Here is a 23,987-nt window from a genome sequence, read left to right as displayed (position 1 = left end):
ACCTCCGACCGCTCGGTTCGTAGCCGAGTACTCTATCCAGCTGAGCTACAGCCGCGTAAAATCTTTTCTCGAGTTAGCCAAGACCTTTTCGAGAGCAACTTGCAAAAAGTGGTGCGGCTGGGAGGATTCGAACCTCCGACCGCTCGGTTCGTAGCCGAGTACTCTATCCAGCTGAGCTACAGCCGCACATTGATCACTTATTGTGGTTGGTCGTTACTTCAACCTGTCCTGCCTTTCCTATGATAAGAAATGGCGGAGAGGGAGGGATTCGAACCCTCGGTACACTTTCGCGTACGGTTCCTTAGCAGGGAACTGGTTTCAGCCACTCACCCACCTCTCCTTGAGAACGGGGCGTATATTACCACAATGTTTCTGTTTTCATAGGGGTAACGCGATTTTTTTAGTGTTCGTTTCACCCAGGCATAAAAAAACCGTCCGGGTTTCCCCTGAACGGCCTTTTATCGGCTCAGCTGTTGCCGGGTTCCGGCTCATCCACATCTTTTTCAGACTGAATGCGTTGGTAAATCTCTTCCCGGTGAACGGCAACCTCTTTTGGTGCATTTACACCAATCCGCACCTGGTTACCTTTTACCCCCAGCACGGTAACGGTGACTTCATCACCAACCATCAACGTTTCGCCAACACGGCGAGTTAGAATCAACATATCCCTTACTCCCTATCCAGAGCTACCTGTTCCGACAAGTAATTTTTTGATTGGTTTCCATCTTTATAATGAGATCACGGGCTGACCAACACTCGCATATTCCCTTATACGGTCATATGTGGACACAAGGTCAGAAAATAAGTCTCTTTTTTTAATACCCTTAACAACAAGCCAGATCGCCGCTTGAGTTACAAGGTCTCTTCTACCCCAGGCTTGTCGAGCTCAAATACACTGTGAAGAGCACGAACCGCAAGCTCAAGATATTTCTCATCGATCACCACCGAAATCTTAATTTCTGACGTGGCGATCATCTGAATATTAATTCCCTCAACCGAGAGCGCCTCAAACATTTTGGTTGCCACTCCCGCATGAGAGCGCATACCAACACCGACGATACTGACCTTCGCAATCTTGGTATCGCCGCTAACTCCGCGCGCACCCAATTCGTCCGAAACACGCTGAAGCACGTCTTTGGTACGATTGAAATCGTTGCGATGAACGGTGAAGGTGAAGGCAGTCCGGTTATCCTCACCCACGTTCTGGACAATCATATCCACATCAATATTGGCTTCACTCACCGGCTTCAAAATGCACAATGCACTGCCCGGGGTGTCGGGCACGCCCGAGATCGTAACTTTGGCTTCATCACGGTTAAAGGCGATGCCGGAGACGACCGGTTGTTCCATGGCGATTTCTTCCTCAAATGTAATCAGGGTGCCTTCACCTTCCTGGAAGCTGGAGAGAACCCTTAGCGGAACGTTGTATTTACCCGCAAATTCTACGGCGCGAATCTGGAGCACTTTAGAGCCCAGGCTCGCCATTTCCATCATTTCTTCAAATGTAATCCGCTCCAGACGCCGCGCACTGTCTACCACCCTGGGGTCGGTTGTGTACACGCCGTCGACATCGGTATAAATCTGGCATTCATCAGCCTTAAGCGTAGCTGCCAGAGCCACGGCAGTGGTATCTGAACCGCCCCGACCCAACGTGGTGATATTGCCGTTTTCATCAACACCCTGAAATCCAGCAACCACCACCACACGACCCGCATCCAGATCCGCACGCATACGTTGCTCGTCGATCTCTTTGATGCGTGCCTTTGTGTGCATGTTGTCTGTGAGTATGCGCACTTGCGACCCGGTATAAGAACGCGCATCGCAACCACGTTTCTGCAGAGCCATAGAGAGAAGAGACATGGTTACCTGCTCTCCCGTAGACACCAGCACGTCCATTTCACGAGGTACAGGCTCGTCCATAATCTCGCTGGCCAGCCCGATTAACCGGTTGGTTTCACCGCTCATGGCAGAAACCACCACGACAACATCATGACCCGCATTGCGGAAGCCACACACTTTCTCAGCCACTGCTTCTATGCGCTCGGTTGTACCTACCGAGGTGCCACCAAATTTCTGAACAAACAGAGCCATTGTCTTTCCAATATCCTAATCAGGGACCTGTGGCAGAGCACAACGCCCTGCCCGTCATAAAATAAGCGGCGGGAATTATAAACCCCGACCGCCTCAGAAAAACAGTTGCTTAGGCGATATTTTTCTCAACCCATTCAGACACGCCAGAAAGCGCACCTGCAAGCTTTGACGGATCGTTACCACCGCCCTGAGCCATGTCAGGTCGGCCGCCGCCTTTGCCGTCTACCAAAGAGGCCAAATGCTTCATCAGATCGCCCGCCTTGATTCGACCGGTTGCAGATTTGGTCACACCCGCGACAAGAGTCACTTTTCCATCCTCAACACTCGCCAATACAACCACACCTTCACCCAGCTTGTTTTTAAGCTGATCGGCGGTTTCCATTAACGTCTTGCGATCGGCGCCTTCAAGTTCGGACGCAACCACTTTCAGGCCAGCGACCTCTACCGCAGAGTCTGCCAAGTCGTTCCCTGCTGAACTCGCCAACTTGGCTTTCAGGGCGTCAACGTCTTTCTCGAGTTGCCGGTTGCGCTCAACCGTTTGCTGCACTTTTTCGACAATCGTTTCTCGGCTGCCCTTCACGAGGCGGGCCGCTTCACGCAATGTACGCTCAGTTTCATCCACCCACTCAAGCGCGCCAAAGCCAGTCACCGCTTCAATGCGGCGAACGCCGGAGGAAATACCACTCTCTGAGGTAATTCTGAGCAGACCAATGTCGCCGGTGCGCGCCACGTGGGTTCCACCACACAGTTCCACAGAGTAGCTATCTGTACCCATGCTCAACACACGAACAACATCGCCGTACTTTTCACCAAAAAGAGCCATGGCGCCTTTTTCCTGGGCCTGCTCCATATCCGTGATGTCAGTCTGTACTGCGGTGTTATCAAGAATTTGCTCGTTCACCTGGCGCTCAATCTCTTTCAGCTGTTCTGGTGTAACAGCTTCAAAGTGCGAGAAATCAAAACGCAGTTTATCTGGGTCGACAAGTGAGCCTTTCTGGCCAACATGCTCGCCCAAAATCTTGCGTAAGGCAGCGTGCAACAAGTGTGTTGCTGAGTGGTTGCGGCGGGTCCTGTCACGGCGCCCATGATCAATACGCGCATCCACTTCTAGGCCAGGGAAAAGCTCACCTTCTATAAGAGTGCCCACATGCAGGTGATTATCCCCATCCTTTCGGGTATCCGTTACCTTGAAACGACCGCCACTCCACGTCAGCAGCCCGGTATCGCCTACCTGGCCACCAGATTCAGCATAAAATGGGGTGCGTTCAAGCACAACGACTGCTTCATCACCGGCTTCAGCCGTTTTTTGCTCGCCGCTCACAATTACGGCACGAATCCGTTCATGGCCATCTACCTGGTCATAACCGGTGAACTCGGTTTTGCCGTCGATACCCAAGCTGGCTGCGTTGTAATCTATTCCAAATTTACTAGCTGCCCTGGCCCGCTCACGCTGGGCCTCCATGGCTTTTTCGTAGCCTTCGTAATCCAACGTTAAGCCACGCTCACGGGCTATATCGTTGGTAAGGTCTACCGGAAAACCGTAAGTGTCATACAGCGTAAAAATAGTCTTACCCGGAATAACCTCACTTTTCAGCTCGGCAATATCCTGCTCAAGAAGGCGCAAACCCTTATCCAGAGTTTTTACAAACTGCTCTTCCTCTTGCAACAACACTCGCTCGATCTGCTTGCGACTACTAACCAGCTGAGGAAACGCCTCGCCCATCAATTCAACCAGAGCACCGGTCAACTTATAGAAGAACGGGCCTGTGGCGCCCAACTTATTACCATGGCGGGCAGCACGCCGAATGATTCGACGCAATACAAAGCCTCGACCTTCGTTGGACGGCATAACACCATCGGAAATCAGAAACGCACAAGAGCGGATATGATCCGCAACTACCCGCAGGCTGGCTTCTGTGGTTGCAGCGCCACCAAGTACCTCTGAGGCCGCGTTCAACAAATCATCAAAGAGATCAATTTCGTAGTTACTGTGCACACCTTGCAGAACCGCTGTCACCCGCTCCAAGCCCATACCCGTATCCACGGAAGGCTTAGGTAAGTTGAGCATTTCACCGTCGGCGGTGCGGTTGTACTGCATGAAGACCACATTCCAGATCTCAATGTAACGATCGCCATCTTCTTCTGGGCTTCCAGGAGGGCCACCTGCTACATCTGGACCATGGTCGTAAAAAATTTCGGAGCACGGGCCACAAGGGCCAGTATCACCCATCTGCCAGAAGTTGTCTGAGGCATAGCGAGCACCGCCGTTGTCTCCGATGCGGATAATACGATCCGCCGGTACGCCAACTTCTTTGTTCCAGATGTCGTAGGCTTCGTCATCATCTGCGTAAACAGTCACCCACAGCCTTTCAGAAGGCAGATTCAACCACTGCTCTCCCGTCAGGAAGGTCCACGCATAATTGATGGCTTCACGCTTGAAGTAGTCGCCAAAGCTGAAGTTGCCGAGCATCTCGAAGAATGTATGGTGGCGAGCTGTGTAGCCAACATTCTCAAGGTCGTTGTGCTTACCGCCGGCCCGAACACATTTCTGGGTACTGGTCGCACGGCTGTAGTCGCGCTGCTCACGGCCGAGAAACACGTCTTTGAATTGGTTCATCCCCGCATTGGTAAACAGCAGTGTCGGATCATCCGCTGGTACCAGCGAGCTGCTTGAAACAATGGAGTGACCTTGCTGCTTAAAATAATCGAGAAATGCCTGTCGCAACTCTGCGGTTTTCATAGCCCGTTGATACCTTTCCATAAATCCCACCGTAAACCGGCCGGATCCGAGATTGAATACGAATACTTACATGCGTGTGCAAATCGGCTACTCTAGCACACGCCGAGTACATGAAAAACGTGAAACATCACAGGAGACCCCATGCCCCGTCGCTTCCACGCCGCTGACGAACTGCTTCCCCCAGCGTCGTTTCTTAAACGATCCCTCGCTATTGTTTACGACGGCTTGATCAGTATTGCTGTGCTTCTGGTTACCACCGGTATTTACACCCTGATAACCGGCTGGGCAAATGGCTGGGTCACCAGTTGGGACGCACCTCTACAAAAAGCTGACTCAGGCCAGTTATCCGGAGATCCCGGCTTAACATTTGTGCTTTTCCTGGTGATGTATCTGTTCTTTGCCTATTTTTGGACGCGTATCGGACAAACGCTGGGCATGCAAGTTTGGCGTATACGCATAGAGAATCTGGATGGCTCATCCGTAAGCTGGAGCCAGGCGCTTCGTCGTTACGTAACCGCAGCTGGTGTGTTATTTCTAGCCCTACTAGCCGGCTATTACCTCGGATCTGTAACGCTTCTTCTTTCAATTCCAGCAATGCTCGCACTGTTTTTCCCGGTAAACGGGCTGTCAGTAACCGACCGGCTGTCCGAAAGTGTTGTTGTGAATCTGGCAAAAAAACCAACAGCGGACTAATCCAGAGCGCCAGGCGGCTACCCTGCCCGGCGCATCAGTACGGCACCAAACACCGCATTCACCGCAATCGGCACGAGAACCGCAAGTATTGGGTTAAATCCGTAAACCACGCTCATCGGGCCCAGCAAATCCTGCATGTACTTGAACAGCAACCCCACAAGCAGACCGGTAAACACCCGGAAACCCATGGTAACCGAGCGCAACGGCCCAAAAATAAAGGAAATAGCGACCAGAGCCATCACCCCGGTACCTAGCGGCATTAAAGCTTTTTTCCAGAACGCCAGCCAATAAGGAGAGGCGTTCAACTCCTGGTCGCCAAGATAGCTGGCGTAGGTGTACAAGCCCGTCATAGAAAGATTTTCGGGCTTCACGATCAATACACTCAAGACACTCGGCGACAAGCCCGTGTCCCAGCGCAGAGACTTATGCTCCTCGCGGCTTGTTGAGTCGCCTTCCAGGCGCGTGGTGGTGGAGTTCTCCAGCATCCAGTGATCGCCCTCATAGATCGCCCGCTCGGCAAAACTGGCAGTTACCAATTTGCGCTCATCGTTGAAGCGGAACATGGAAATACCGTGCAGCACACCATTAGACTGCACCGCATTTAAGTGCATGAACACGTTCCCTTCACGATGCCACACACCATGGGCCGCGGCGACGTTCTGGCCAGCACCGAGCGCGACAGCTTTATAGCTTTGGGCACTTCGTTCCGCTGGCGGCGCCAGATATTCACCGATAAGCACACCAGCCAAAACAATCACCAATGCCGGTTTCATTGCTGACCAAACAACTCGCTTGAGCGAAACCCCCGCCGCGCGAATAACGGTAAGCTCAGAAGAACTGGCCATGCTGCCCAGCCCAACCAGGCAGCCCATAAAAGCACCCAGCGGCAGGTAGTCGTATATCCGGCGCGGCAACGTGAGAAGCACATACCAGAGCGCATCTAAGATTTGATAGTTGTTTCGGGTGTCTTCTAACTCAGCAACGAAAGCGAAAATGAGATCCAGAGACAGCACAACCACCATCACTAGGAGCATTGCGCCGCCAACATTGCGCATCACATAGTGGTCAATCTTACGCATTAGCTAGCCCTTCCCGCGTCACCTTTCGCTTGTAAAGCCAGGCCGGGCCAAAATGCAACCACAAGCCCAGTGCCAGAAAGATTGCGTGCACCCAAAGCATACCTAGCCACTCAGGCACCTTGCCGTCCGACATGGCATCACGGGCAACAATGAGCAGTCCAAGGTAAGCAACATAAACAAGCATTGCTGGCAGCAAATGGAAAAACCGGCCTTGCCGAGGGTTCACACGGCTAAGCCGAACCGCCAACAAGGTTACAATTGGGACAATCAGCGGCAACGAAAAACGCCAGTGCAACAGAGCCCTGTCTCTGGGGTCATCCGAGCGCATTAGCTGGCCGGTAGTCACGCCCTCATCCAGTTCCACGTCGCCACTGCTGCCGCTGCGAATTTTTAGGCCGTAGGCTTCAAAGCCGGTAATTTGGTAATCCAGTTTGCCCGGCATTCCGTCGAAACGTGCGCCGTCCTCTAAAATAAGGAAGCGGCTGCCCGTGTCCTCATCAATCAACTGGGATCCAGATTCGGCTGCAATAACACTTACACCCTCACCATCACGACCATACTCCGCAATAAATACACCTTGCAGACGTCGCTTGTCGTCACTAAGAGCCTCGGTGTAAGTCACACGCCCACCGGATGAAAGCTCTTGAAAGCGCCCCGGCGCGAGCAAGTCGAACTCTGTCGCTTTCGACTGTTCCGCAAAGATTTTTTCAACCTGCCCCATGCCCCAGGGGGATACAAACAAGCTCATGCTCCCCACCACCAACATCACAACAAGGCTACCCATCAGGGTTTTTGAAAGCAGCTGGCGATCACTAACGCCACAGGCGTAAAGCACCGTCATTTCACTTTCCAGGTACATCCGGCCATAAGCGAGCAATATGCCGATAAACAACCCTAGCGGAAGAATGAGCTCAAGAAATCCGGGGAATCGATAGGCCATGATTTCAAACAGCACACCCGGCGCAATTTTGCCCTCGGCTGCACCGGCCAGATATTTGATAAAACGCCCACTCATGAACACCAGCAGAAGGATGCCCGAAACAGCAACCATGCTGACCATAATCTGACGTATGAGATAGCGAAAAATAATGTGCAAAACGGTTTCTCTGCCCGTGTAGACCGGAATATGGAGGAATAGGAAAACTGCGCGTATTCTATGTAACCTTGGGGCTGAATGACAGCGCAGCGACGTTAAGGCCGCGACAGATTAAGTGCCAATAAAGTGAAGTAACCTGCTCTGCCAACTTGATAATCTGCCTCCAAGCCCCAATGCTTGGAGGCATCAGAACGAATCATTCCCGCCGCTCACAACTGCGGCTTTCCCGGACAACTACAGGAGTTTCCATGAACTTCAGCCTAAACAGCAATGTTATTACGAGCACCAAAGCCGACTGCTTGGTCGTCGCCCTTCCAGAAAAAGGCGACTGGCCAGCCTCCACCACCGAGGCGGACGGCGCATTGGGCGGGCTGATCGGCAAACTCCAGAAGGCTGGCGACGTTACCGGCAAGAATGCAGAAACAAACCTGATCCCCCTTAGCGACCAACCTTGGGGCAGACTCCTTATTGTGGGCACCGGAAAAGACGCCGACCGCAACAGCGCCAATTTACGCATGGCACTATCGGCCATGATGAGCGTACTCAAAGACGGCCCTTCAAAAAGCGTGCTTATTACCCTGACAGAAACCGCTGTAACGGGTGACGAAAGCGTTAGCTCCGAACTTGCAAAACTTAGCCTGATTGGCCGCACACTGGAAGACCAGCTCTACCTCTTCAGCGATTTCAAAAGCGAAAAGCCGACCGCACGCAAACTCAACAAAGTGTTGGTTTCGGCCTCAAATGCTGGCAAAGCCCAGAAAGAAGCCTTCAATTTGGGCTTGGCTACCGGCCGTGGCATGAACTACACCCGCGATTTGGGCAACACGCCGCCGAACATCTGCCACCCTGTATGGCTCGCCGAACAAGCCACCAAACTGGCGGCTGACCACGATTGCATCAAGACTGAAATTCTTGATGAAAAGCAGATGAAAAAACTGGGCATGAACTCCCTTCTGGCCGTCGGCCAAGGCAGCACCCAGCCACCACGCTTGATTGTAATGGAATACCGCGGCGGCAACGCAAAAGACAAGCCCCATGTACTGGTTGGTAAAGGCATCACCTTCGACAGCGGTGGCATCAGCCTCAAACCAGGCGCTGGCATGGATGAAATGAAATACGACATGGGTGGTTCTGCCGCCGTATTCGGTGCCATGCAGGTGCTTGCGGAAACTCAACCTGAAATCAACGTGGTTGCGGTGATTGCCGCCGCTGAAAACATGCCGGACGGCAATGCCACTCGCCCTGGCGACATTGTGACCACTATGTCAGGCCAAACGGTTGAAATCCTAAACACAGATGCTGAAGGCCGCCTGGTATTGTGCGATGCCCTCACCTACGTGAAGAAGTTTGACCCGGCAGCGGTGATCGACCTGGCCACACTAACCGGCGCCTGCATTGTTGCCCTTGGCCACGAAGCTACCGGCCTGCTGGCAAACAACGACGCGCTGGCAAACGAATTACTGGCCGCCGGCGATCGCGCCAGCGACAAAGCTTGGCGCCTGCCATTATGGGATGAGTACCAGCCCCTGCTAGACAGCAATTTTGCAGACATGGCCAACATCGGCGGTCGCTCGGCGGGCACCATTACCGCTGCGTGCTTCTTGTCGCGCTTCACCAAGGAATACAACTGGGCGCACCTCGACATTGCAGGCACCGCCTGGCACTCCGGCAAAGCCAAAGGCTCCTCCGGCCGCCCGGTTCCCTTGCTGGTCAATTACCTGATGTCCCATGCCGGCAAATAATGGAAAGTAACCCGGCAACACAAACCGGCAGCCATGCTGCCGGTACGTCCGAGCAGCAGGAAAAGAACCAGCGTTATTGGTTCCACATCCTGCTGCAGGACACCCCCGCCGCTCGCCACCTGCACGCCACCAAGCTTGTAAACAAAGCCTGGCAGCAAGGCGACCGGGTGTGCATCGTATGTGATACCACGCAACAGGCTGAAGAACTGGATGGTCTGATCTGGAACTTCAGCCCTGATGCGTTTATCCCGCACAGTATCATTCCCGATTCCGCCACACCCTGTACTGACCCAGTTGGCATATTGCTATGCCCGCCGATAGCGGAAGATTGGGACACGGTTATTATTCTCTCGGAGACACTCCCTGCGAATGCAGACAGGTTTAAACGGCTTGCTCTAGTGGCTCATAACGACCCGGCGATGCTCAATCAGGCGCGGTCGCATTTTAAGCAGCTTAGGGCACTGGGTATCGAGGCAAGAGTTCACGACCAACGGCAGCGTTAAGCTTGGCGGGCTCCCCGCCAACGGCCTGTCGGCACCTTATCAGTACAAGCTCTTCTGAAACCCGACAAACACATTTCGTATGTTCGCCACAGGCCCAAGCTCCTGAACTGCATCACGAACCGTGTGATACTTCAGCTCAATCAACTGCGGTAACTTATCCGGGTTCAACTCGGTAACACCACGCTGAACATAATGATCCAGCACAAACTCTAAAAACTCATGCTGGCGATAATCGAACTGGCCGTAAATACGTGCCCGGTGAGTATCCACACGCTCAGACCGTGTTATTGGTGACAGGTTGAAAGCCACATAAGCCAGCACATCATAAATGTCGCTCTTTTCGGCCTCAATCATCTTGCCGATTTCTTGCAACTGCTCGATGCCATAGCCTTTCTCTTCCAGGCCATCCAACAGCTTGATGCGGGTATCTGGCAAGCTCCACAGTTCGCGCAGCTTGTCTTCATCAGCGAACCATTCCGGTAAATCACCATGCAGGTGTTGAATAAACTCAGCCGCCGACATGGGTTTGCCATCCGGGCTCCAAAAGCTGGTCGCGCTCATGTGCTGAATGGTGCGCTCCTTGCCATCAGCCAGTTTCACCTTAATTTTGCGTTTCTGTTGGCAGGTACAAGGCTGCTGGCCGCATTCGTCGCACGGCTCAGGCGGCTCCTTTTCGCACACGCAAGGGCGCTCGCCGCATTCATTGCAGGGTTGCGGGGGCTCTACTGCACAGTTGCAGGGAATCTGGCCGCACTGGCCACACGGCTCCGGTGCCAGTGGCTCGCCATCCCACTCTGCGTCGTTAAAGTGCTCGTAGGCCTTCACGAAATCGTAAATTGTGAAATAGTCTTTGCCATCAAACAAACGGGTACCGCGCCCGATGATCTGTTTGAACTCGATCATCGAGTTAACCGGGCGCATCAGCACAATATTGCGCACGTTACGGGCATCCACGCCGGTAGACAGCTTTTGCGAGGTGGTCAGAATCGTAGGGATGGTTTTCTCATTATCCTGAAACTGCTTCAGAAAACGCTCGCCTTCCTTGCCATCGTCTGCCGTTACCCGCTCGCAGTAATGCGGGTTTGTATTGGTTTTCATCTGATTGATCAAATCACGCACCGCCAGCGCATGCACTTGCGTGGCACAGAACACGATGGTTTTCTCGCGCTGGTCGATCTGGTCCATAAACACCCGAACCCGGTACTTCTCCCGAGCTTCAATTTCGATCACCCGGTTGAAGTCTGCCTCGGTATAGCGCCTGCCTTCTTCGATTTCACCTTCAACCACCTGGTCGTCGCTGGTGTACACATAATCATCCACCGTGGTGGCGATTTGCCGCACCTTGAAGGGCGTCAGGTAACCGTCGTTAATGCCTTCCTTCAAAGAATAGATGTACACCGGCTCGCCGAAATACGCGTAGGTATCCGCGTTGTGGCCGCGCTTCGGCGTGGCGGTAAGGCCCAACTGAACGGCGGGGCTGAAATACTCCATAATGCCGCGCCAGTTGCTTTCATCGTTGGCACCGCCACGGTGACACTCATCAATGATGATTAAATCGAAAAAGTCTCGCGGGTAGTCGCCAAAGCTGGGTGCGGGGTCGCCGTTTTCATCCCGACCGGTCATGAACGTTTGGAAGATAGTGAAAAATACACTGCCGTTCTTGGGCACCCGGCCCTTTTTGCGGATAGCCTCGGGATCAATGCGCACCAGTGCATCGGCAGGAAAAGCAGAAAAATCGTTGAAGGCCTGATTGGCGAGAATATTGCGATCTGCCAGAAACAGAATGCGCGGCTGCCGGCCCAGCTCCCCTGTTGCTTGCGCCGCCAGGCTCCAGCGGGCATGAAACAGCTTCCAGGCGATTTGAAAGGCAATGGCTGTTTTGCCGGTGCCGGTTGCCAAGGTTAATAATATGCGTTCATCACCGTTGGCAATGCCTTCCAGGGCTTTAGAAATGGCGTTGTGCTGATAGTATCTGGGCTCCCAAAAACCGCCCTTGTCTTCAAACGGCACGGCCCCAAACCGTTCACGCCAGATATTGCTCTCGGCGAAGGCTTCGGCCCAGAGTTCGTCGGGCGACGGATACCCCGCCACCAAGCCCTCTTCGCCGGTGTGCATGTCTACCCGGTAAATGCCGTCGCCATTGGTGCTGTAGGCAAACCGTGTTTGCAAGCGCTCGGCGTAGCGTTTGGCCTGAGCTAATCCTTCCGTTACCGGCAACGCTCGCTTCTTGGCTTCGATAACAGCGAGTTTTTGGCCCTTATACGTAAGCACATAATCGGCAATATCCGCCGGTGCCCTGCGCCCGCCACCTTGCAAGCGGCCCGGCGCGATCACTTCACGCCGCACCCGGCTGGCATCCACCACGCCCCAACCGGCGACCTTCAGGGCTGGGTCGATTAGCTCTGCGCGGGTTTCCGCTTCATTCAAGGTAGCTTCGCTCACTCGTTCTCTCTTGCCAGCCTGTTCATGACGCCCAGTTATGTTGCGTCATCACCAAGTTCGGACATTCGCAATAACTGTCTACCGCGACGCACCGTTAGAATATCAACGTGATCTTTGGCGCTATAAATAACCCGATACGCTCCATATATCAGCTCCCTGATGCGAGGAGACCCAACTTCGGGAACCATACGCCCACTTTTGGGGTAATCAGCCAATTGCTCTACCCTGGCAAATAAATCATCAACCCACTTTACCGCAGCATCCGGGTTGTCTTCGGCAATATACCGGGCTATATCCTCAACACGCGCCAGCGCAAGCGGGGACCAAACAGTCTTCACTGGGCAAGCCTGCTCAGAATTCGAGCCTTCGCGTCTTCATGGGCAATACCATCGCCAGAGGCTATCTGCTCTTCTGCCTTATACACTTCTTCCAGTATTTCCAGGCGCTCCTGCATCTTCTCGTACTCGTGAACATCCACCAGCACCGCAACGCCACGACCTCTTTGGGTCAGCACCATAGGGCGACGATTTTCCTGGAGCTGCTTTACAAATGTGGCGACCCCTGCGCGAAATTCAGACAGGGGGCGGATATCTTCATCTACTCGAACCCTTGACATACCAATCACCTAAGTACGTTAAAGTGTACATCAAAGAGTACGGTATTGAATGACACCAAACAAGGCATTCGAGAGCAGGAGCATAACAGCCGGATTAGCTCTGCGCGGGTTTCAGCTTCATTCAAGGTAGCTTCGCTCACTCGCTCTCTCTTGCCAGCCTGTTCATGGGCCCTGCTACGTGTTTAATGCAAGCGGCTGGCCACCAGCCTATTTAGGCTAACACCGGCTTCTGCAGCTTCCACCGCCAAGTGGCGGTGTGTCTCTGGCGGCACACGCACCATAAACTTACCACTGTATTTTTTTGTAGCCATAGGCTCTGGCACGGGCTCCCCATTTTCTTCCATATCGCTGAGGCATTCTTTAACCAGGCTTCGAATACCGGATAACGCGTCTTCCTGAGTGTCTGCAAGCCAGCTGAGACTGGGGAACTCAGCACACATTGCAACATACTCTTGGTCTTCTTCTGACCAAGTAACACGGTATGTGTAACGATCAATAAATTTAGCCATTTTCTACCTCCATCCGCTCGATAGCGGCCAGCACTTGCCGCACCTGATAGGGCTTGGCTTTACCTTTGGCGTTTTGAATATTTACTCGCGGGTCGCCCTGCCACGGTGTTTTGTAAACACGATGACTGGAGCCCGACTGACGAGCCTCTCCAAAATAGGTATCGCACACTTTGCATAAGTCATTGAACCTTATGCCTTTGGGATTGGCCCGCATTTTAGCGAGTATATCTTCTATATCTGCCATACAGAAACAGTATCAATAATGATATCAAAAGAAAAGAGAGTAAGGCTTGAGGCAACACGAATTTGGCACGTACCAGAAAGATCTGTGGTGACTGTTCTCCTGACAAGCTACCCCGCAATCCCGGATAATTGAGTCACGAGCTAACTCGCCCCACTCAGTGCTTTGCGTCCTTCTGCAGCTGTTGCATTTTTTGCAACAGCTGCAGAAGGTTCAGCCAGGCAATATCGCTTTGTGTATTCAGCGCACTTCCACGGCTTTGCCAGCTTCCTCATAGAGGATGATCGAGCTTTCGTTTTCTGTGGTTATATTACGGCCTCCCTGGCCTCGTTTTCCATATTTTCTGCAGTTAGTTCGCCGGTGAAGGCTTTTTGGAGGAGGGATTGCTTAAGCTCTGCCAGAGCAGAAAGTTTTCTCTCGTAAATATGTTCGAGTTCACGAAGCATTACCCTAAGCTCTTCGGCATTCGCTACCACTTGTTGCTGGACAACTAGCGGTGGAAATGGAAACTTTTCCTTCTCAAAAGTCCCTAAATTTATATTGTCTTGTGCGCTGCCCTTACCTTTTGCCTTCAACACCGTTTTTACAGACTGGAGCAGGAACTCAACGTAAGAATTTGATGCTTTAGTATTGTCTACAACAAGACCGATTATGCTATCCGGAAAGCATGAGTCAAAACCAAGAACTCCCGTCTCCGCGATGTTTGCAGCGATCGTGATACAAATCGTGCCTTTAGGCCAAAGCTTACTTTGCGAAAGGCCTTTATCATTGTACGTTTTTGAGAAATCAGTAATGATATGATCCGAACGACGAACATCTCCAGTCTGTATAAACGGATAATCGCCGCCATATAGTCGGGGATCGTTTCGCGGCCTATGCTTCGATTTCCCTCGGCCATATTCAGTACAAACTTCTTTCAGAGTGAACTCGCACCAATCCTTTCCCCGCCTACCAAAAACCGAACTCAAATAACTTTCAAACAACTCCCGAGCATTGGCGAGGTTCTTTTCGGTGTTGGCGATTGCCGCGTCGATGCCTGCGAAGGCTTCATCGAGGATAGCGACGATGCGTTTTTGTTCCTCGACACTCTCCGGAACATTTACCTTTTCGCCATGAACACTGTTCCGATTAAGCGTTGGAACGCCAGCTCCAGAAGAAAAGCGCCCCAATTTAAAGCTAGAAAGAAGATGGTAGATAAAACGAGGGTAATTTCCATGAAAATCTTTGACGTACAAAGTGGTATTCAGCGGCCAAAAATCATCGTCGATGTAGAAAACCCCGCCAATACTTCCACTCCGGCCTGTCACCACTCCAGGCCCCAGCACCTTTTTTTCGCTATGAACATCAATAGCCCCGCTAGAGCCTATCAACGGTATCTTGCCGACCTGCCTGTCCTTTTTGGGCAGGTCAAAACCACGCTGTAATGTGCAGACTTCTCCTAACTGACAAGTCCTCCACTTCGCCCTCATAACATCCCCCGAATCCCTTCCAGAATCGCCTCACTCTCCTTATCCAGCGTCTCAATCTCATTAATGATCACTTCGGGATCACGCAGCGGCTCTTCCTCAGCTTTGTTCGGGTTCTTCACAGACAGATCAAAACTTTCCTGTTCCACATCGCCGATGCTTACAGTCCAGGAATTGTCGGAATCCTCAAAGTTCGCCTGCCGTGCCACAAAGTCTTTCAGATCGTTGTCGTTTAGCGGGTTGGTTTTGCCAAGGCTGCGGCCGGGGTCCAGCTGGTAGTACCAAACGTTCCGGGTGGGCTCGCCCTTGTCGAAGAACAACACCACGGTTTTAACGCCCGCCCCGAGAAATGTGCCGCCGGGGCAGTCGAGAACCGTGTGCAGGTTGCAGTTTTCCAGCAGTTCTTTGCGCAGCGCTTTTGAGGCGTTGTCGGAGTTGGACAGAAAAGTGTTTTTGATTACCACAGCCGCCCGGCCACCGGCGCGCAAATACTTGATGAAGTGCTGCAGGAACAGGAACGCCGTTTCGCCGGTTTTGATGGGGAAATTCTGCTGGATTTCCTTGCGCTCTTTGCCGCCAAACGGCGGGTTGGCGAGGATAACGTCGTAGCGGTCTTTCTCCTGAATATCGTTCAGGTTTTCAGTAAGGCTGTTGGTGCGCACTATGTTGGGCGTTTCCACGCCGTGCAGGATCATGTTCATAATCCCGATTACATAAGGCAGGCTCTTTTTCTCTTTGGCATAGAAGGTGCGGGTCTGCAGGGTTTGCAGGTCTGCGGTGGATAGGCCTTTGCCATCGCCCTGCCCGTCTGTGCCATAGCGCATGTAATCATGGGCTTCGCACAGAAAGCCTGCCGACCCCGCGGCTGCGTCGTATATGCGCTCACCAATCACCGGGTCTACTATCTGGATCATGGCGCGGATCAGCGGGCGTGGTGTGTAATATTCGCCGCCGTTACGCCCGGCATTGCCCATGTTTTTGATCTTGGTTTCGTACAGATGAGACAGCTCATGCTTCTCTGCCTGGGAGCCAAAGCTGAGTTCGTCGATCAACTCAAGCGCATCCCGCAGGCTGTAGCCGCTGGCAAATTTGTTGCGGATTTCGCCAAAAATCTCCCCGATTTTGTACTCAATAGTGTCGGAACTGGCTGCCCGTTCTTTAAAGCCGTGCAAGTAAGGAAAGAGGTCAAAGCTGACGTACTGAATCAGGTCGTCGCCGGTTAGCGCGTTATCATGGTCAAAACTGCCATCGGCATTCCTGGGCGCTGCCCAGCGGGACCATCGATGGGCTGCATCAATAATAAATTCGTAGTCTTGCCCGCGCAGTTCTGCCTCTTGTGAGCGTTCGAACTCCAGGTCATCCAGGTATTTGAGAAACAGCATCCAGGAGGTTTGTTCTGTGTAATCCAGCTCGGTGGCACAACCGGCTTCTTTCCAAAGAACGTTATCGATGTTTCTGAAGGTTTGTTCGAACATTTAGGTTCCAGATTTTTGGCGCAATTTAACGGCGGAGCGGGGGTTCCGCACAGACGCGCCGCAGTATAATCCAAACAGGCAAGGCTATCAGCCAACAAGCGGCGAAGCTTAGCTGGCAAGCCCAGTCCATGGCCCGACTGCAGCCGTCCATGTATAATCGTGCGACTAAAATCGCTTTGCGAATCCACCAACACGGTCATCAGCAAAAACCCATGGAAAAAACCTACCAGCCAGAAAACATCGAGCGCCAGTGGTACGAAAACTGGGAGTCCAACGGCTACTTTCGTCCCAGCGGCGAAGGTGAGTCATACAGCCTCGCTATCCCGCCACCCAACGTGACCGGCAGCCTGCACATGGGCCATGCCTTTCAGCACACCATTATGGACACCCTTACCCGCTACAAGCGCATGCAGGGCCACAACACCCTCTGGCAGGTAGGCAGTGACCATGCGGGTATTGCCACTCAAATGGTTGTGGAACGCAAACTGGCTGCCGAGGAAGACAAAACCCGTCACGATCTGGGCCGGGAAGAGTTCATCAAACGCATCTGGGACTGGAAAGAGCAATCTGGCGGCACCATTACTGGCCAAATGCGCCGGCTGGGCAACTCGGTGGATTGGGATACCGAGCGCTTCACCATGGACGACGGTTTCTACAAAGCGGTTCAAGAAGTGTTCGTGCGCCTGTATGAAGATGGCCTGGTCTATCGCGGCAAGCGTTTGGTGAACTGGGACCCGAAGCTGCACACCGCCATTTCTGATCTGGAAGTTGAGAACAAGGAAGAGAAAGGCTTTTTCTGGCACCTGCGTTACCCGCTGGCCGACGGTGCCACCACGCAAGATGGCAAAGACTATCTGGTGGTCGCTACCACTCGCCCAGAAACCATGCTGGGCGATACTGCCGTAGCCGTGCACCCGGATGATAAGCGTTATCAACACCTGATTGGCAAGTTCGTAATGCTGCCGCTGGTGAACCGCCGTATTCCAGTGATTGCCGATCACCACGCCGATCCGGAAAAGGGCTCCGGCTGCGTGAAGATTACCCCCGCTCACGATTTCAATGACTATGCGGTGGGCAAACGCAACGCCCTGCCGATGATGAACGTACTGACCCAAGACGCGAACATTCGTGAACAGGCAGAAGTGTTCAACAGCGACGGCACTGAAAATACGGAACTGGATGGCACCCTGCCCGCCGCTTACGCCGGCATGACACGGGAAGATGCCCGCAAGCAGATCGTAGCCGATATGGAAGCCGCCGGCCTGGTTCAGCAGGTGGAAGATCACGTATTGAGTGTGCCCCGTGGTGATCGCTCTGGCCTGATTATCGAGCCGATGCTTACCGACCAGTGGTTTGCCGATGCCAAAAAGTTGGCCAAGCCAGCTATTGAAGCCGTTGAAGACGGCCGCATTCAGTTTGTGCCTAAGCAATACGAAAACATGTACTTCTCTTGGATGCGCGATATTCAGGATTGGTGTATCTCTCGCCAGTTATGGTGGGGCCACCGCATTCCAGCTTGGTACGACACAGAAGGCAACATTTACGTGGGCCGCAGCGAAGAGGAAGTGCGCGAGAAGCACAACTTGGCGGCAGATTTCGCACTGAAACAGGACGACGATGTTCTGGATACCTGGTTCAGCTCTGCGTTGTGGACGTTCGGCACTCTTGGCTGGCCGGAAATCACCGAGCGCCTGAAAACCTTCCACCCTACCGATGTGCTGGTAACCGGTTTCGACATTATTTTCTTCTGGGTTGCCCGGATGATCATGATGACCATGCACTTCATGAAGAACGAAGATGGCACGCCGCAGGTTCCGTTCAAGACCGTTTACGTCACCGGTCTGATCCGCGACGAGAACGGCGACAAAATGTCGAAATCCAAGGGTAACGTGATTGATCCGCTGGACATGATCGACGGAATCGATTTGGCGCCTCTGCTGGAGAAGCGCACCGGTAACCTGATGCAGCCCAAGCTGGCCAAGAAGATTGCCAAGCAAACAGAAAAAGAATTTCCAGAAGGCATCTCGGCCCACGGCACTGACGCCCTGCGTTTTACCCTCGCTGCCATGGCCACCACCGGCCGTGATATCAACTGGGATATGAAGCGCCTAGAAGGCTACCGTAACTTCTGCAACAAGCTGTGGAACGCGGCCCGTTACGTGCTGATGAACGTGGAAGGCGAAGATTGCGGCGTGAATGGCGAGCCAGTTGAGCTGTCACTAGCAGACCGCTGGATTACCAGCGCGCTGCAGCAGTGCGAGCAGGATGTGACCCGCCACCTGGATCAGTACCGGTTCGATTTGGCCTCTCACGCTTTGTATGAGTTCATTTGGAACGAGTACTGCGATTGGTACTTGGAGTTGTCGAAGCCTTCGTTGAGCGATGACAGCGGCAGCGCTGAGGCTAAACGTGGCACGCGCCGCACTCTGGTTCGCGTACTGGAAACGGTTCTGCGCTTGGCGCACCCGATCATGCCGTTTATCACTGAAGAGATCTGGCAGCGCATTGCGCCGTTGGCGGGTAAATCTGGCAACAGCATTATGTTGCAGCCTTTCCCACAGATGGATGCCAGCAAGCACGATTCACAAGCCGTTGAGGATATTGAGTGGCTGAAGGGTGTGATTGTGGCGGTGCGTAATATTCGTGGCGAGATGAACATTTCCCCAGCGAAGAAGATTCCGGTTCTATTCCGTGGCAACAGTGCCGAGGGCCAGCGCCGGATGAATGAGAACCGTCAGTTCCTGAGCTCCCTGGCCAAGCTGGAAAGCCTGGAGTGGTTTGAGGGCGACAATGCTCCTATGAGTACCACTCAGTTGGTGGGCGATATGGAAGTGTTGGTACCTATGGCTGGGCTGATTGATAAGGACGCGGAGCTGAAGCGTCTGGACAAGGAGCTTGAGCGTCTGCAGAAGGAAATCGGGCGTTTTGAAGGCAAGCTCAACAATGAGAAGTTTACTGCTAAGGCGCCAGCTGAGGTTGTTGCTAAGGAGCAGGAGAAATTGGCTGAGGTTCGCGGTAACCTGAGCCGGTTGAACCAGCAGCGCGCAGATATTGAGGCCATGTAGGTATGGTGTCTGTGGGCGAGCGTTCCGGGGGTGGCGAGTTGATTGCCATTCTTGGAGCGGGTTCTTTGGGGCGGCTTTGGGCCGCCCTTTTACCGTCTGGTTATTGTGGTTTTTTGCCTCGCATCTCTAATGATTTGCCTGAGCATGAATTTGGGCTTGGGGGGAGCTTCAGCCGTCAGGCGGGGGCTCCCAAAACACGCTGTGAATACTTCCTTGTACGCTCTGTTCCGCCATCCATGGCTCCACAAGGTTTCGGGAGCCCCCGCCTGACGGCTTCGCCGGTCTCTGGTGATGCCCGCACCTATGTGAGCCTTCCATGGCTTCAATCAAATGAACATCCAGCACTTCTTCTGGTAACAACCAAAGCCGGTGATACTCTCGCGGCTTTAGAAGATTGGCTTCCCCAAATTCCGGTGGATACGCCTGTTGTATTGTTTCAGAACGGCCTGGGTAGCCAGCAGGCAGTGGCTGAACGCTGGCCGGAGCGGCCAATTTTGGCGGCTAGTACCACTGAGGGTGCGAATCGGCCGTCACCAGATGTGCTGGTGCATGCCGGGGCTGGTGATACCTGGGTGGGCGCACTTACGGCTTCTGCCGCTGATCACACCGCGAGTGTGGTTCAACAGCTGGCCGAAACCGGCTTGCGGGTTCATGTTGAAGTCAGCATTCTAAAGCGGCTTTGGCAAAAGTTGCTGGTTAACGCGGGGATCAATCCGTTTACCGCTCTGTTGAACTGCCCTAACGGTGAGATTCTGAACGCATCTCTCTATCTACAAAATATTGACGGGCTTTGCCAGGAAATATCTCTTTTGCTGCAAGCAGAAACCTCGGAGAACATTGCGCCGAAAGTTCTGCAAGAGCGTATTGAAACAGTCGTGAGAAATACCGCCAGCAATACCTCGTCCATGCGTGCAGATGTTAATGCGAGACGTAAAACCGAGATAAATTTCATCAATGGCTATCTTGTGCAATGTGGCAAGCGCCATGGCATTGCCACGCCGGTAAACCAAATGTTGACCGAGCGAGTACAAGCTTTACAACGACTTTAATAAATCCGCGCTTAACCAATAAGGAGCTCTTCATGGGCAATCGCCTTTCCAAGATTTACACCCGCACCGGTGACGACGGTTCTACCGGCCTGGCCGATGGCAATCGTATCGCCAAAAACTCCCAGCGTGTTGAGGCTTTGGGCACGGCTGATGAGCTGAACTGCCATATTGGTTTATTAATTGAGACCCTAAACAGCGACGATGACATGCTGGAGCCGTTGCGCCGTATTCAGCATCACCTGTTTGACTTGGGTGGAGAGTTTGCGATTCCGGGCAGTAAAGCAATCAACCACGAGCACATCCGTTGGCTAGAAAACCTGCTCGATGAAATGAACGAGCCGTTGCCGCCTCTAAAGAACTTCATTCTGCCAGGCGGAAGCCCCGCCGCAGCTCAGTGCCACTTGGCCCGCGCTGTTTGCCGCCGTGCTGAGCGTGTGGTGGTTGGGCTCAGCCATGAAGATTCTATCAACCCGCTGGGCCGACAGTATCTGAACCGTTTATCAGACCTGCTGTTTGTCGCCTCAAGGGTTCTAGCCCGCCGGGAAGGCGCGGAAGAAATTCTGTGGGATCAAAAGAAATCGGGGATATAGCCCCGATTTCAGACCTTAAACGCCTCCACAAGCCTCTGCAGAGAAGCCGTAAGCTCAGACATTTCGCGAGATGAGGCCAGAGTTTCTTCCGCGTTAGCCGCAGTGGATGTGCCAAGCTCACCAATATGGGCCACACTTGCATTTACATCTTTCGATACTGCAGATTGCTCTTCTGCTGCCTGGGCAATCTGGTGGCTCATGTCCACAATCACCGAGATACCCTGGGTAATCCGGCTCAATGCCTCCGTGACTTCTCCGGATTTTTTAACGGTCGTTTGGGTGGCATCACGACTGTTGGTCATGGCAGAAACGGCATCCTTCACGCCACTCTGGAGCCGTGAAATCATGCCTTCGATTTCTTCAGTGGACTTATGGGTGCGCTGAGACAACGAGCGCACTTCATCGGCCACGACCGCAAAGCCACGGCCCTGCTCGCCCGCACGAGCCGCCTCAATGGCAGCGTTCAGAGCCAAAAGGTTGGTTTGCCCCGCGATTGCCTTGATTTCCACCAGCACCTGGCTGATGTTGTCGCTGTCTTCGCTTACCCGGTTGATCACATCCACCGCACCGGAAATCTCGGTCGCCAGTCGGTTAATGGTTTCTACGGTATCTGAAACCACACCCCGGCCGGTTTCTGTATCTCGCTCGGCCGCCGTGGCACTGTCTGCAACCCGGTGCGCGCTTTCCGTCACCTCGTTCACAGCCACAACCATTTGACCCATAGCCTCATTGATCTGGCCGCTCTCCGTCATCTGGCGGGCCACCGCTTCACTGTTAGCCGCTGCCGTATCATTCACTCGCGCAGCCTGCTGATCAACGTCCGAGGTTGTTTGGCCAACAGAGCGTATCAGTTCGGCTATGCGATCCGTCATGTTGTTGAACTCACCGGTCAGTTCGCCAAGTTCATCACGGTTATCAAGTGAAATCCGGGTGGTCATATCCCCTGCAGCCACTTTGCGTGCAGCCTCACTGAACCGATTGATTGCAGTGCGCACGGACATGAAGAAGCCAATATAGAGGTACACGACAATGAGCAGAACAACGATCAGCGCCACCACGATCAGGCTCCGCTGGCTCACTTCCTGCTCCAGCCTTGCATTCAAGTTAGCTTCTATTACTTCAAACGCGGCAGCTTTAAGCTCACCATAACCCGCCAACTGAGCTGCAATACGAGAATCATACTCCTGCCAGGACAGCTCTAAACGCATGGGCGTGATGATATCCATCTCTATCAATTCACGAACGTTCGGAAGACTCTGATCAACTTTCGGGAATGCATCACCCGCTTGGGATAACATCGCAGGTGAGGCATCTGCGGCAAGTGTCAGGGCCGGTGACAGCAGTGAACCACGGTTAGCCAAAGCATCATAAAGCTCGTTAAACGTTTCACTGAGAGCGTAACCAATCTGTCCTTGAATCAGCGCATAAAAACCGTAGGAGCGTGCCTGCCCGATATCACTGCGAGCATTCGGCAGAGTTTCACGGACCAGCCCCAGAACAAGCTGATTTTCTCTGGAAGCTCCCTGGCCCAGCCCAGAGGTCTCTATGGTGGCGGGAAGAAGCGCCAGCACCTTCTGAACAAACTCTTGGTAGTAGTTAAATTGGCTATCAAAGCTGCTCTGGTAGTTATCCTCTGCTCGCAGTTTCTTCCAGTCTGCCCGTAAAGCCTCCACTTGGTCAGCCCACGCACCAGATACATCAAAAGAGCGGGTTTTCTCTGTCAGGCTAGTCAGAGCAACGCTGATTTCCTTTGCCACTTCTTCGGAGCGCGCTTTGATGGCGCCTTCATTTTTAGCCACCGCCGGTGCACGGTAATCCCGGTAGTCCATAGAAGCGTCTACAAGACGATCAACCTGGCGCAACTGCTCAAGGCCTTCCACGCCGCGGGTCATGGTCTCTACCGAGCGGTTGAGTTCAGTCATCACGAGCCAAGACAACCCACCAATCGGTAAGAGGAACAGGATGCTGATAAGGCTGAATTTGTACAGCATCGGCAACCGGTTCATCAGTGCTACTGCAGGATTAATGAGTTGCTTCACGTCGACCCTCTCTTTGGAGCTCAAGAACTGAATTCATGTTCTTTTTTGTTATCGCCTGAACGCTCAAAAACTTGAGCTCTAATTAATGCTGCCTGATCCCTCAGACAACGCCTGCAATAACCAACAACGCCAACAAGCAGATCCAAACCAGCATACTCCGGTTAAGCAAGTCTCTCACTGCACTCAGGCTACGCCCGCCAAAATTGGCCCATTCATCCGGGTGAATTTGGGAAAACCGGGCTGGATCAAGTGCATACCCGGTTAACGACCCATTAGCAGAAATCATGAGCACTTCTGACGTTTTATTCGTAAACCCCGCAATTGCCCTCCTGGCTTCGCCCAGCCACCCGGACAGATCGCCTGCAATTCCGAAGGTTACTGAAAGCAGCCTTACCGGTATCCAATTAATCCATTCGCAGGCTTTAAGGTACCTCGGCCTTGCGGGGGGGGTGTGGCCCAGCTCTGCCCCGGGCACCACCCCCCCCCCCACAAACGCCCAAACGCAAACACCCCCCCCCAAAAACCAAGCCAAACCGGAAAAAACCCAGAAA

At 53.2% G+C, this 23,987-nt stretch carries 19 protein-coding genes, 2 tRNA genes and 1 pseudogene; 6 read left to right on the top strand and 16 right to left on the bottom strand.

Features of this window, described 5'->3' with window-relative positions:
• Positions 1-109: 109 nt before the first annotated feature.
• The 5 genes from ACTH3S_RS07870 to alaS all read right to left on the bottom strand — a co-directional run bounded on the left by ACTH3S_RS07870 (position 110) and on the right by alaS (position 4,831).
• Positions 110-186: transfer RNA gene (locus ACTH3S_RS07870), tRNA-Arg, on the bottom strand.
• Between the two features lie 64 nt (positions 187-250).
• Positions 251-340: transfer RNA gene (locus ACTH3S_RS07865), tRNA-Ser, on the bottom strand.
• 126 nt (positions 341-466) lie between these two features.
• Positions 467-664, bottom strand: a complete 198-nt coding sequence (gene csrA, locus ACTH3S_RS07860; RefSeq protein ID WP_441808462.1) for a carbon storage regulator CsrA — start codon at positions 662-664, stop codon at positions 467-469.
• A 188-nt stretch (positions 665-852) separates the two neighbouring features.
• Positions 853-2,091, bottom strand: a complete 1,239-nt coding sequence (locus ACTH3S_RS07855; RefSeq protein WP_441808461.1) for an aspartate kinase — start codon at positions 2,089-2,091, stop codon at positions 853-855.
• 109 nt (positions 2,092-2,200) lie between these two features.
• On the bottom strand, positions 2,201-4,831 hold the full coding sequence (gene alaS / locus ACTH3S_RS07850; protein ID WP_441808464.1) for an alanine--tRNA ligase: 2,631 nt from the start codon (positions 4,829-4,831) through the stop codon (positions 2,201-2,203).
• Positions 4,832-4,972: 141 nt separating this feature from the next.
• Between alaS and ACTH3S_RS07845 the strand changes: the two genes are divergently transcribed.
• The gene (locus ACTH3S_RS07845) at positions 4,973-5,524 is read left to right on the top strand and encodes an RDD family protein (protein WP_441808460.1); all 552 of its coding nucleotides are present in this window, start codon (positions 4,973-4,975) and stop codon (positions 5,522-5,524) included.
• A 17-nt stretch (positions 5,525-5,541) separates the two neighbouring features.
• On the opposite strand, the gene lptG is transcribed toward ACTH3S_RS07845, so the two are convergent.
• Together lptG and lptF are read right to left on the bottom strand one after the other, a co-directional pair.
• Positions 5,542-6,603 (bottom strand): LPS export ABC transporter permease LptG, encoded by a 1,062-nt coding sequence (gene lptG / locus ACTH3S_RS07840; protein WP_441808459.1) that lies wholly within the window; start codon positions 6,601-6,603, stop codon positions 5,542-5,544.
• Positions 6,596-7,699: an LPS export ABC transporter permease LptF gene (gene lptF / locus ACTH3S_RS07835; RefSeq protein ID WP_441808458.1), complete on the bottom strand. Its 1,104-nt coding sequence runs from the start codon at positions 7,697-7,699 to the stop codon at positions 6,596-6,598. Before lptF ends, lptG begins: the two co-directional genes overlap by 8 nt.
• Positions 7,700-7,947: 248 nt before the next feature.
• On the opposite strand from lptF, the gene ACTH3S_RS07830 reads away from it, so the two are divergent.
• Complete coding sequence (locus tag ACTH3S_RS07830) at positions 7,948-9,441, top strand: leucyl aminopeptidase (protein ID WP_441808457.1); 1,494 nt, start codon at positions 7,948-7,950, stop codon at positions 9,439-9,441.
• Complete coding sequence (locus ACTH3S_RS07825) at positions 9,441-9,944, top strand: DNA polymerase III subunit chi (protein WP_441808456.1); 504 nt, start codon at positions 9,441-9,443, stop codon at positions 9,942-9,944. Before ACTH3S_RS07830 ends, ACTH3S_RS07825 begins: the two co-directional genes overlap by 1 nt.
• Before the next feature lie 39 nt (positions 9,945-9,983).
• Here the strand turns inward: ACTH3S_RS07825 and hsdR are convergent, their stop codons facing one another.
• The 7 genes from hsdR to ACTH3S_RS07790 all read right to left on the bottom strand — a co-directional run bounded on the left by hsdR (position 9,984) and on the right by ACTH3S_RS07790 (position 16,693).
• Positions 9,984-12,371, bottom strand: a complete 2,388-nt coding sequence (gene hsdR / locus ACTH3S_RS07820) for an EcoAI/FtnUII family type I restriction enzme subunit R (protein ID WP_441808463.1) — start codon at positions 12,369-12,371, stop codon at positions 9,984-9,986.
• Between the two features lie 50 nt (positions 12,372-12,421).
• Positions 12,422-12,724 carry a type II toxin-antitoxin system RelE/ParE family toxin gene (locus ACTH3S_RS07815; RefSeq protein WP_441808455.1) on the bottom strand — a complete coding sequence of 101 codons (303 nt, stop codon included), beginning with the start codon at positions 12,722-12,724 and terminating at the stop codon, positions 12,422-12,424.
• Entirely contained in the window at positions 12,721-13,002 is a 282-nt protein-coding gene (locus ACTH3S_RS07810; protein ID WP_441808454.1) for a type II toxin-antitoxin system Phd/YefM family antitoxin, read from the bottom strand. The genes ACTH3S_RS07815 and ACTH3S_RS07810 overlap by 4 nt, the downstream gene beginning before the upstream one ends.
• 182 nt (positions 13,003-13,184) lie before the next feature.
• On the bottom strand, positions 13,185-13,511 hold the full coding sequence (locus ACTH3S_RS07805; protein WP_441808453.1) for a type II toxin-antitoxin system HicB family antitoxin: 327 nt from the start codon (positions 13,509-13,511) through the stop codon (positions 13,185-13,187).
• On the bottom strand, positions 13,504-13,755 hold the full coding sequence (locus ACTH3S_RS07800) for a toxin HicA (RefSeq protein ID WP_441808452.1): 252 nt from the start codon (positions 13,753-13,755) through the stop codon (positions 13,504-13,506). Before ACTH3S_RS07800 ends, ACTH3S_RS07805 begins: the two co-directional genes overlap by 8 nt.
• A gap of 302 nt (positions 13,756-14,057) precedes the next feature.
• Positions 14,058-15,221, bottom strand: coding sequence for a restriction endonuclease subunit S (locus tag ACTH3S_RS07795; RefSeq protein ID WP_441808451.1), 1,164 nt, complete (start codon positions 15,219-15,221; stop codon positions 14,058-14,060).
• Positions 15,218-16,693, bottom strand: coding sequence for an N-6 DNA methylase (locus ACTH3S_RS07790; RefSeq protein ID WP_441808450.1), 1,476 nt, complete (start codon positions 16,691-16,693; stop codon positions 15,218-15,220). Before ACTH3S_RS07790 ends, ACTH3S_RS07795 begins: the two co-directional genes overlap by 4 nt.
• A gap of 212 nt (positions 16,694-16,905) precedes the next feature.
• Between ACTH3S_RS07790 and ACTH3S_RS07785 the strand changes: the two genes are divergently transcribed.
• The 3 genes from ACTH3S_RS07785 to ACTH3S_RS07775 are packed head-to-tail and all read left to right on the top strand — an operon-like array spanning position 16,906 to position 21,397.
• On the top strand, positions 16,906-19,758 hold the full coding sequence (locus tag ACTH3S_RS07785; protein WP_441808449.1) for a valine--tRNA ligase: 2,853 nt from the start codon (positions 16,906-16,908) through the stop codon (positions 19,756-19,758).
• A 2-nt stretch (positions 19,759-19,760) separates the two neighbouring features.
• Positions 19,761-20,807 (top strand): ketopantoate reductase family protein, encoded by a 1,047-nt coding sequence (locus ACTH3S_RS07780; RefSeq protein WP_441808448.1) that lies wholly within the window; start codon positions 19,761-19,763, stop codon positions 20,805-20,807.
• A gap of 32 nt (positions 20,808-20,839) precedes the next feature.
• Positions 20,840-21,397 (top strand): cob(I)yrinic acid a,c-diamide adenosyltransferase, encoded by a 558-nt coding sequence (locus tag ACTH3S_RS07775; RefSeq protein ID WP_441808447.1) that lies wholly within the window; start codon positions 20,840-20,842, stop codon positions 21,395-21,397.
• Between the two features lie 8 nt (positions 21,398-21,405).
• Here ACTH3S_RS07775 and ACTH3S_RS07770 read toward each other — a convergent pair whose 3' ends face one another.
• Together ACTH3S_RS07770 and ACTH3S_RS07765 are read right to left on the bottom strand one after the other, a co-directional pair.
• Positions 21,406-23,436: a methyl-accepting chemotaxis protein gene (locus ACTH3S_RS07770; protein WP_441808446.1), complete on the bottom strand. Its 2,031-nt coding sequence runs from the start codon at positions 23,434-23,436 to the stop codon at positions 21,406-21,408.
• 100 nt (positions 23,437-23,536) lie between these two features.
• Positions 23,537-23,987 (bottom strand): annotated as a pseudogene (locus tag ACTH3S_RS07765) (histidine kinase); the annotation flags it as partial.

This window comes from Marinobacter sp. (assembly GCF_052094685.1).
GTDB lineage: Bacteria > Pseudomonadota > Gammaproteobacteria > Pseudomonadales > Oleiphilaceae > Marinobacter.
This window is presented reverse-complemented; position numbering and strand designations above follow the sequence as displayed.

What these genes read in the sequence shown, in the direction of transcription:
- csrA (WP_441808462.1), bottom strand. Translation starts at nt 664, where the DNA reads ATGTTGATTCTAACTCGCCGTGTTGGCGAAACGTTGATGGTTGGTGAT.
- ACTH3S_RS07855 (WP_441808461.1), bottom strand. Translation starts at nt 2,091, where the DNA reads ATGGCTCTGTTTGTTCAGAAATTTGGTGGCACCTCGGTAGGTACAACC.
- alaS (WP_441808464.1), bottom strand. Translation starts at nt 4,831, where the DNA reads ATGAAAACCGCAGAGTTGCGACAGGCATTTCTCGATTATTTTAAGCAG.
- ACTH3S_RS07845 (WP_441808460.1), top strand. Translation starts at nt 4,973, where the DNA reads ATGCCCCGTCGCTTCCACGCCGCTGACGAACTGCTTCCCCCAGCGTCG.
- lptG (WP_441808459.1), bottom strand. Translation starts at nt 6,603, where the DNA reads ATGCGTAAGATTGACCACTATGTGATGCGCAATGTTGGCGGCGCAATG.
- ACTH3S_RS07830 (WP_441808457.1), top strand. Translation starts at nt 7,948, where the DNA reads ATGAACTTCAGCCTAAACAGCAATGTTATTACGAGCACCAAAGCCGAC.
- ACTH3S_RS07825 (WP_441808456.1), top strand. Translation starts at nt 9,441, where the DNA reads ATGGAAAGTAACCCGGCAACACAAACCGGCAGCCATGCTGCCGGTACG.
- ACTH3S_RS07810 (WP_441808454.1), bottom strand. Translation starts at nt 13,002, where the DNA reads ATGTCAAGGGTTCGAGTAGATGAAGATATCCGCCCCCTGTCTGAATTT.
- ACTH3S_RS07805 (WP_441808453.1), bottom strand. Translation starts at nt 13,511, where the DNA reads ATGGCTAAATTTATTGATCGTTACACATACCGTGTTACTTGGTCAGAA.
- ACTH3S_RS07800 (WP_441808452.1), bottom strand. Translation starts at nt 13,755, where the DNA reads ATGGCAGATATAGAAGATATACTCGCTAAAATGCGGGCCAATCCCAAA.
- ACTH3S_RS07795 (WP_441808451.1), bottom strand. Translation starts at nt 15,221, where the DNA reads ATGAGGGCGAAGTGGAGGACTTGTCAGTTAGGAGAAGTCTGCACATTA.
- ACTH3S_RS07790 (WP_441808450.1), bottom strand. Translation starts at nt 16,693, where the DNA reads ATGTTCGAACAAACCTTCAGAAACATCGATAACGTTCTTTGGAAAGAA.
- ACTH3S_RS07785 (WP_441808449.1), top strand. Translation starts at nt 16,906, where the DNA reads ATGGAAAAAACCTACCAGCCAGAAAACATCGAGCGCCAGTGGTACGAA.
- ACTH3S_RS07780 (WP_441808448.1), top strand. Translation starts at nt 19,761, where the DNA reads ATGGTGTCTGTGGGCGAGCGTTCCGGGGGTGGCGAGTTGATTGCCATT.
- ACTH3S_RS07775 (WP_441808447.1), top strand. Translation starts at nt 20,840, where the DNA reads ATGGGCAATCGCCTTTCCAAGATTTACACCCGCACCGGTGACGACGGT.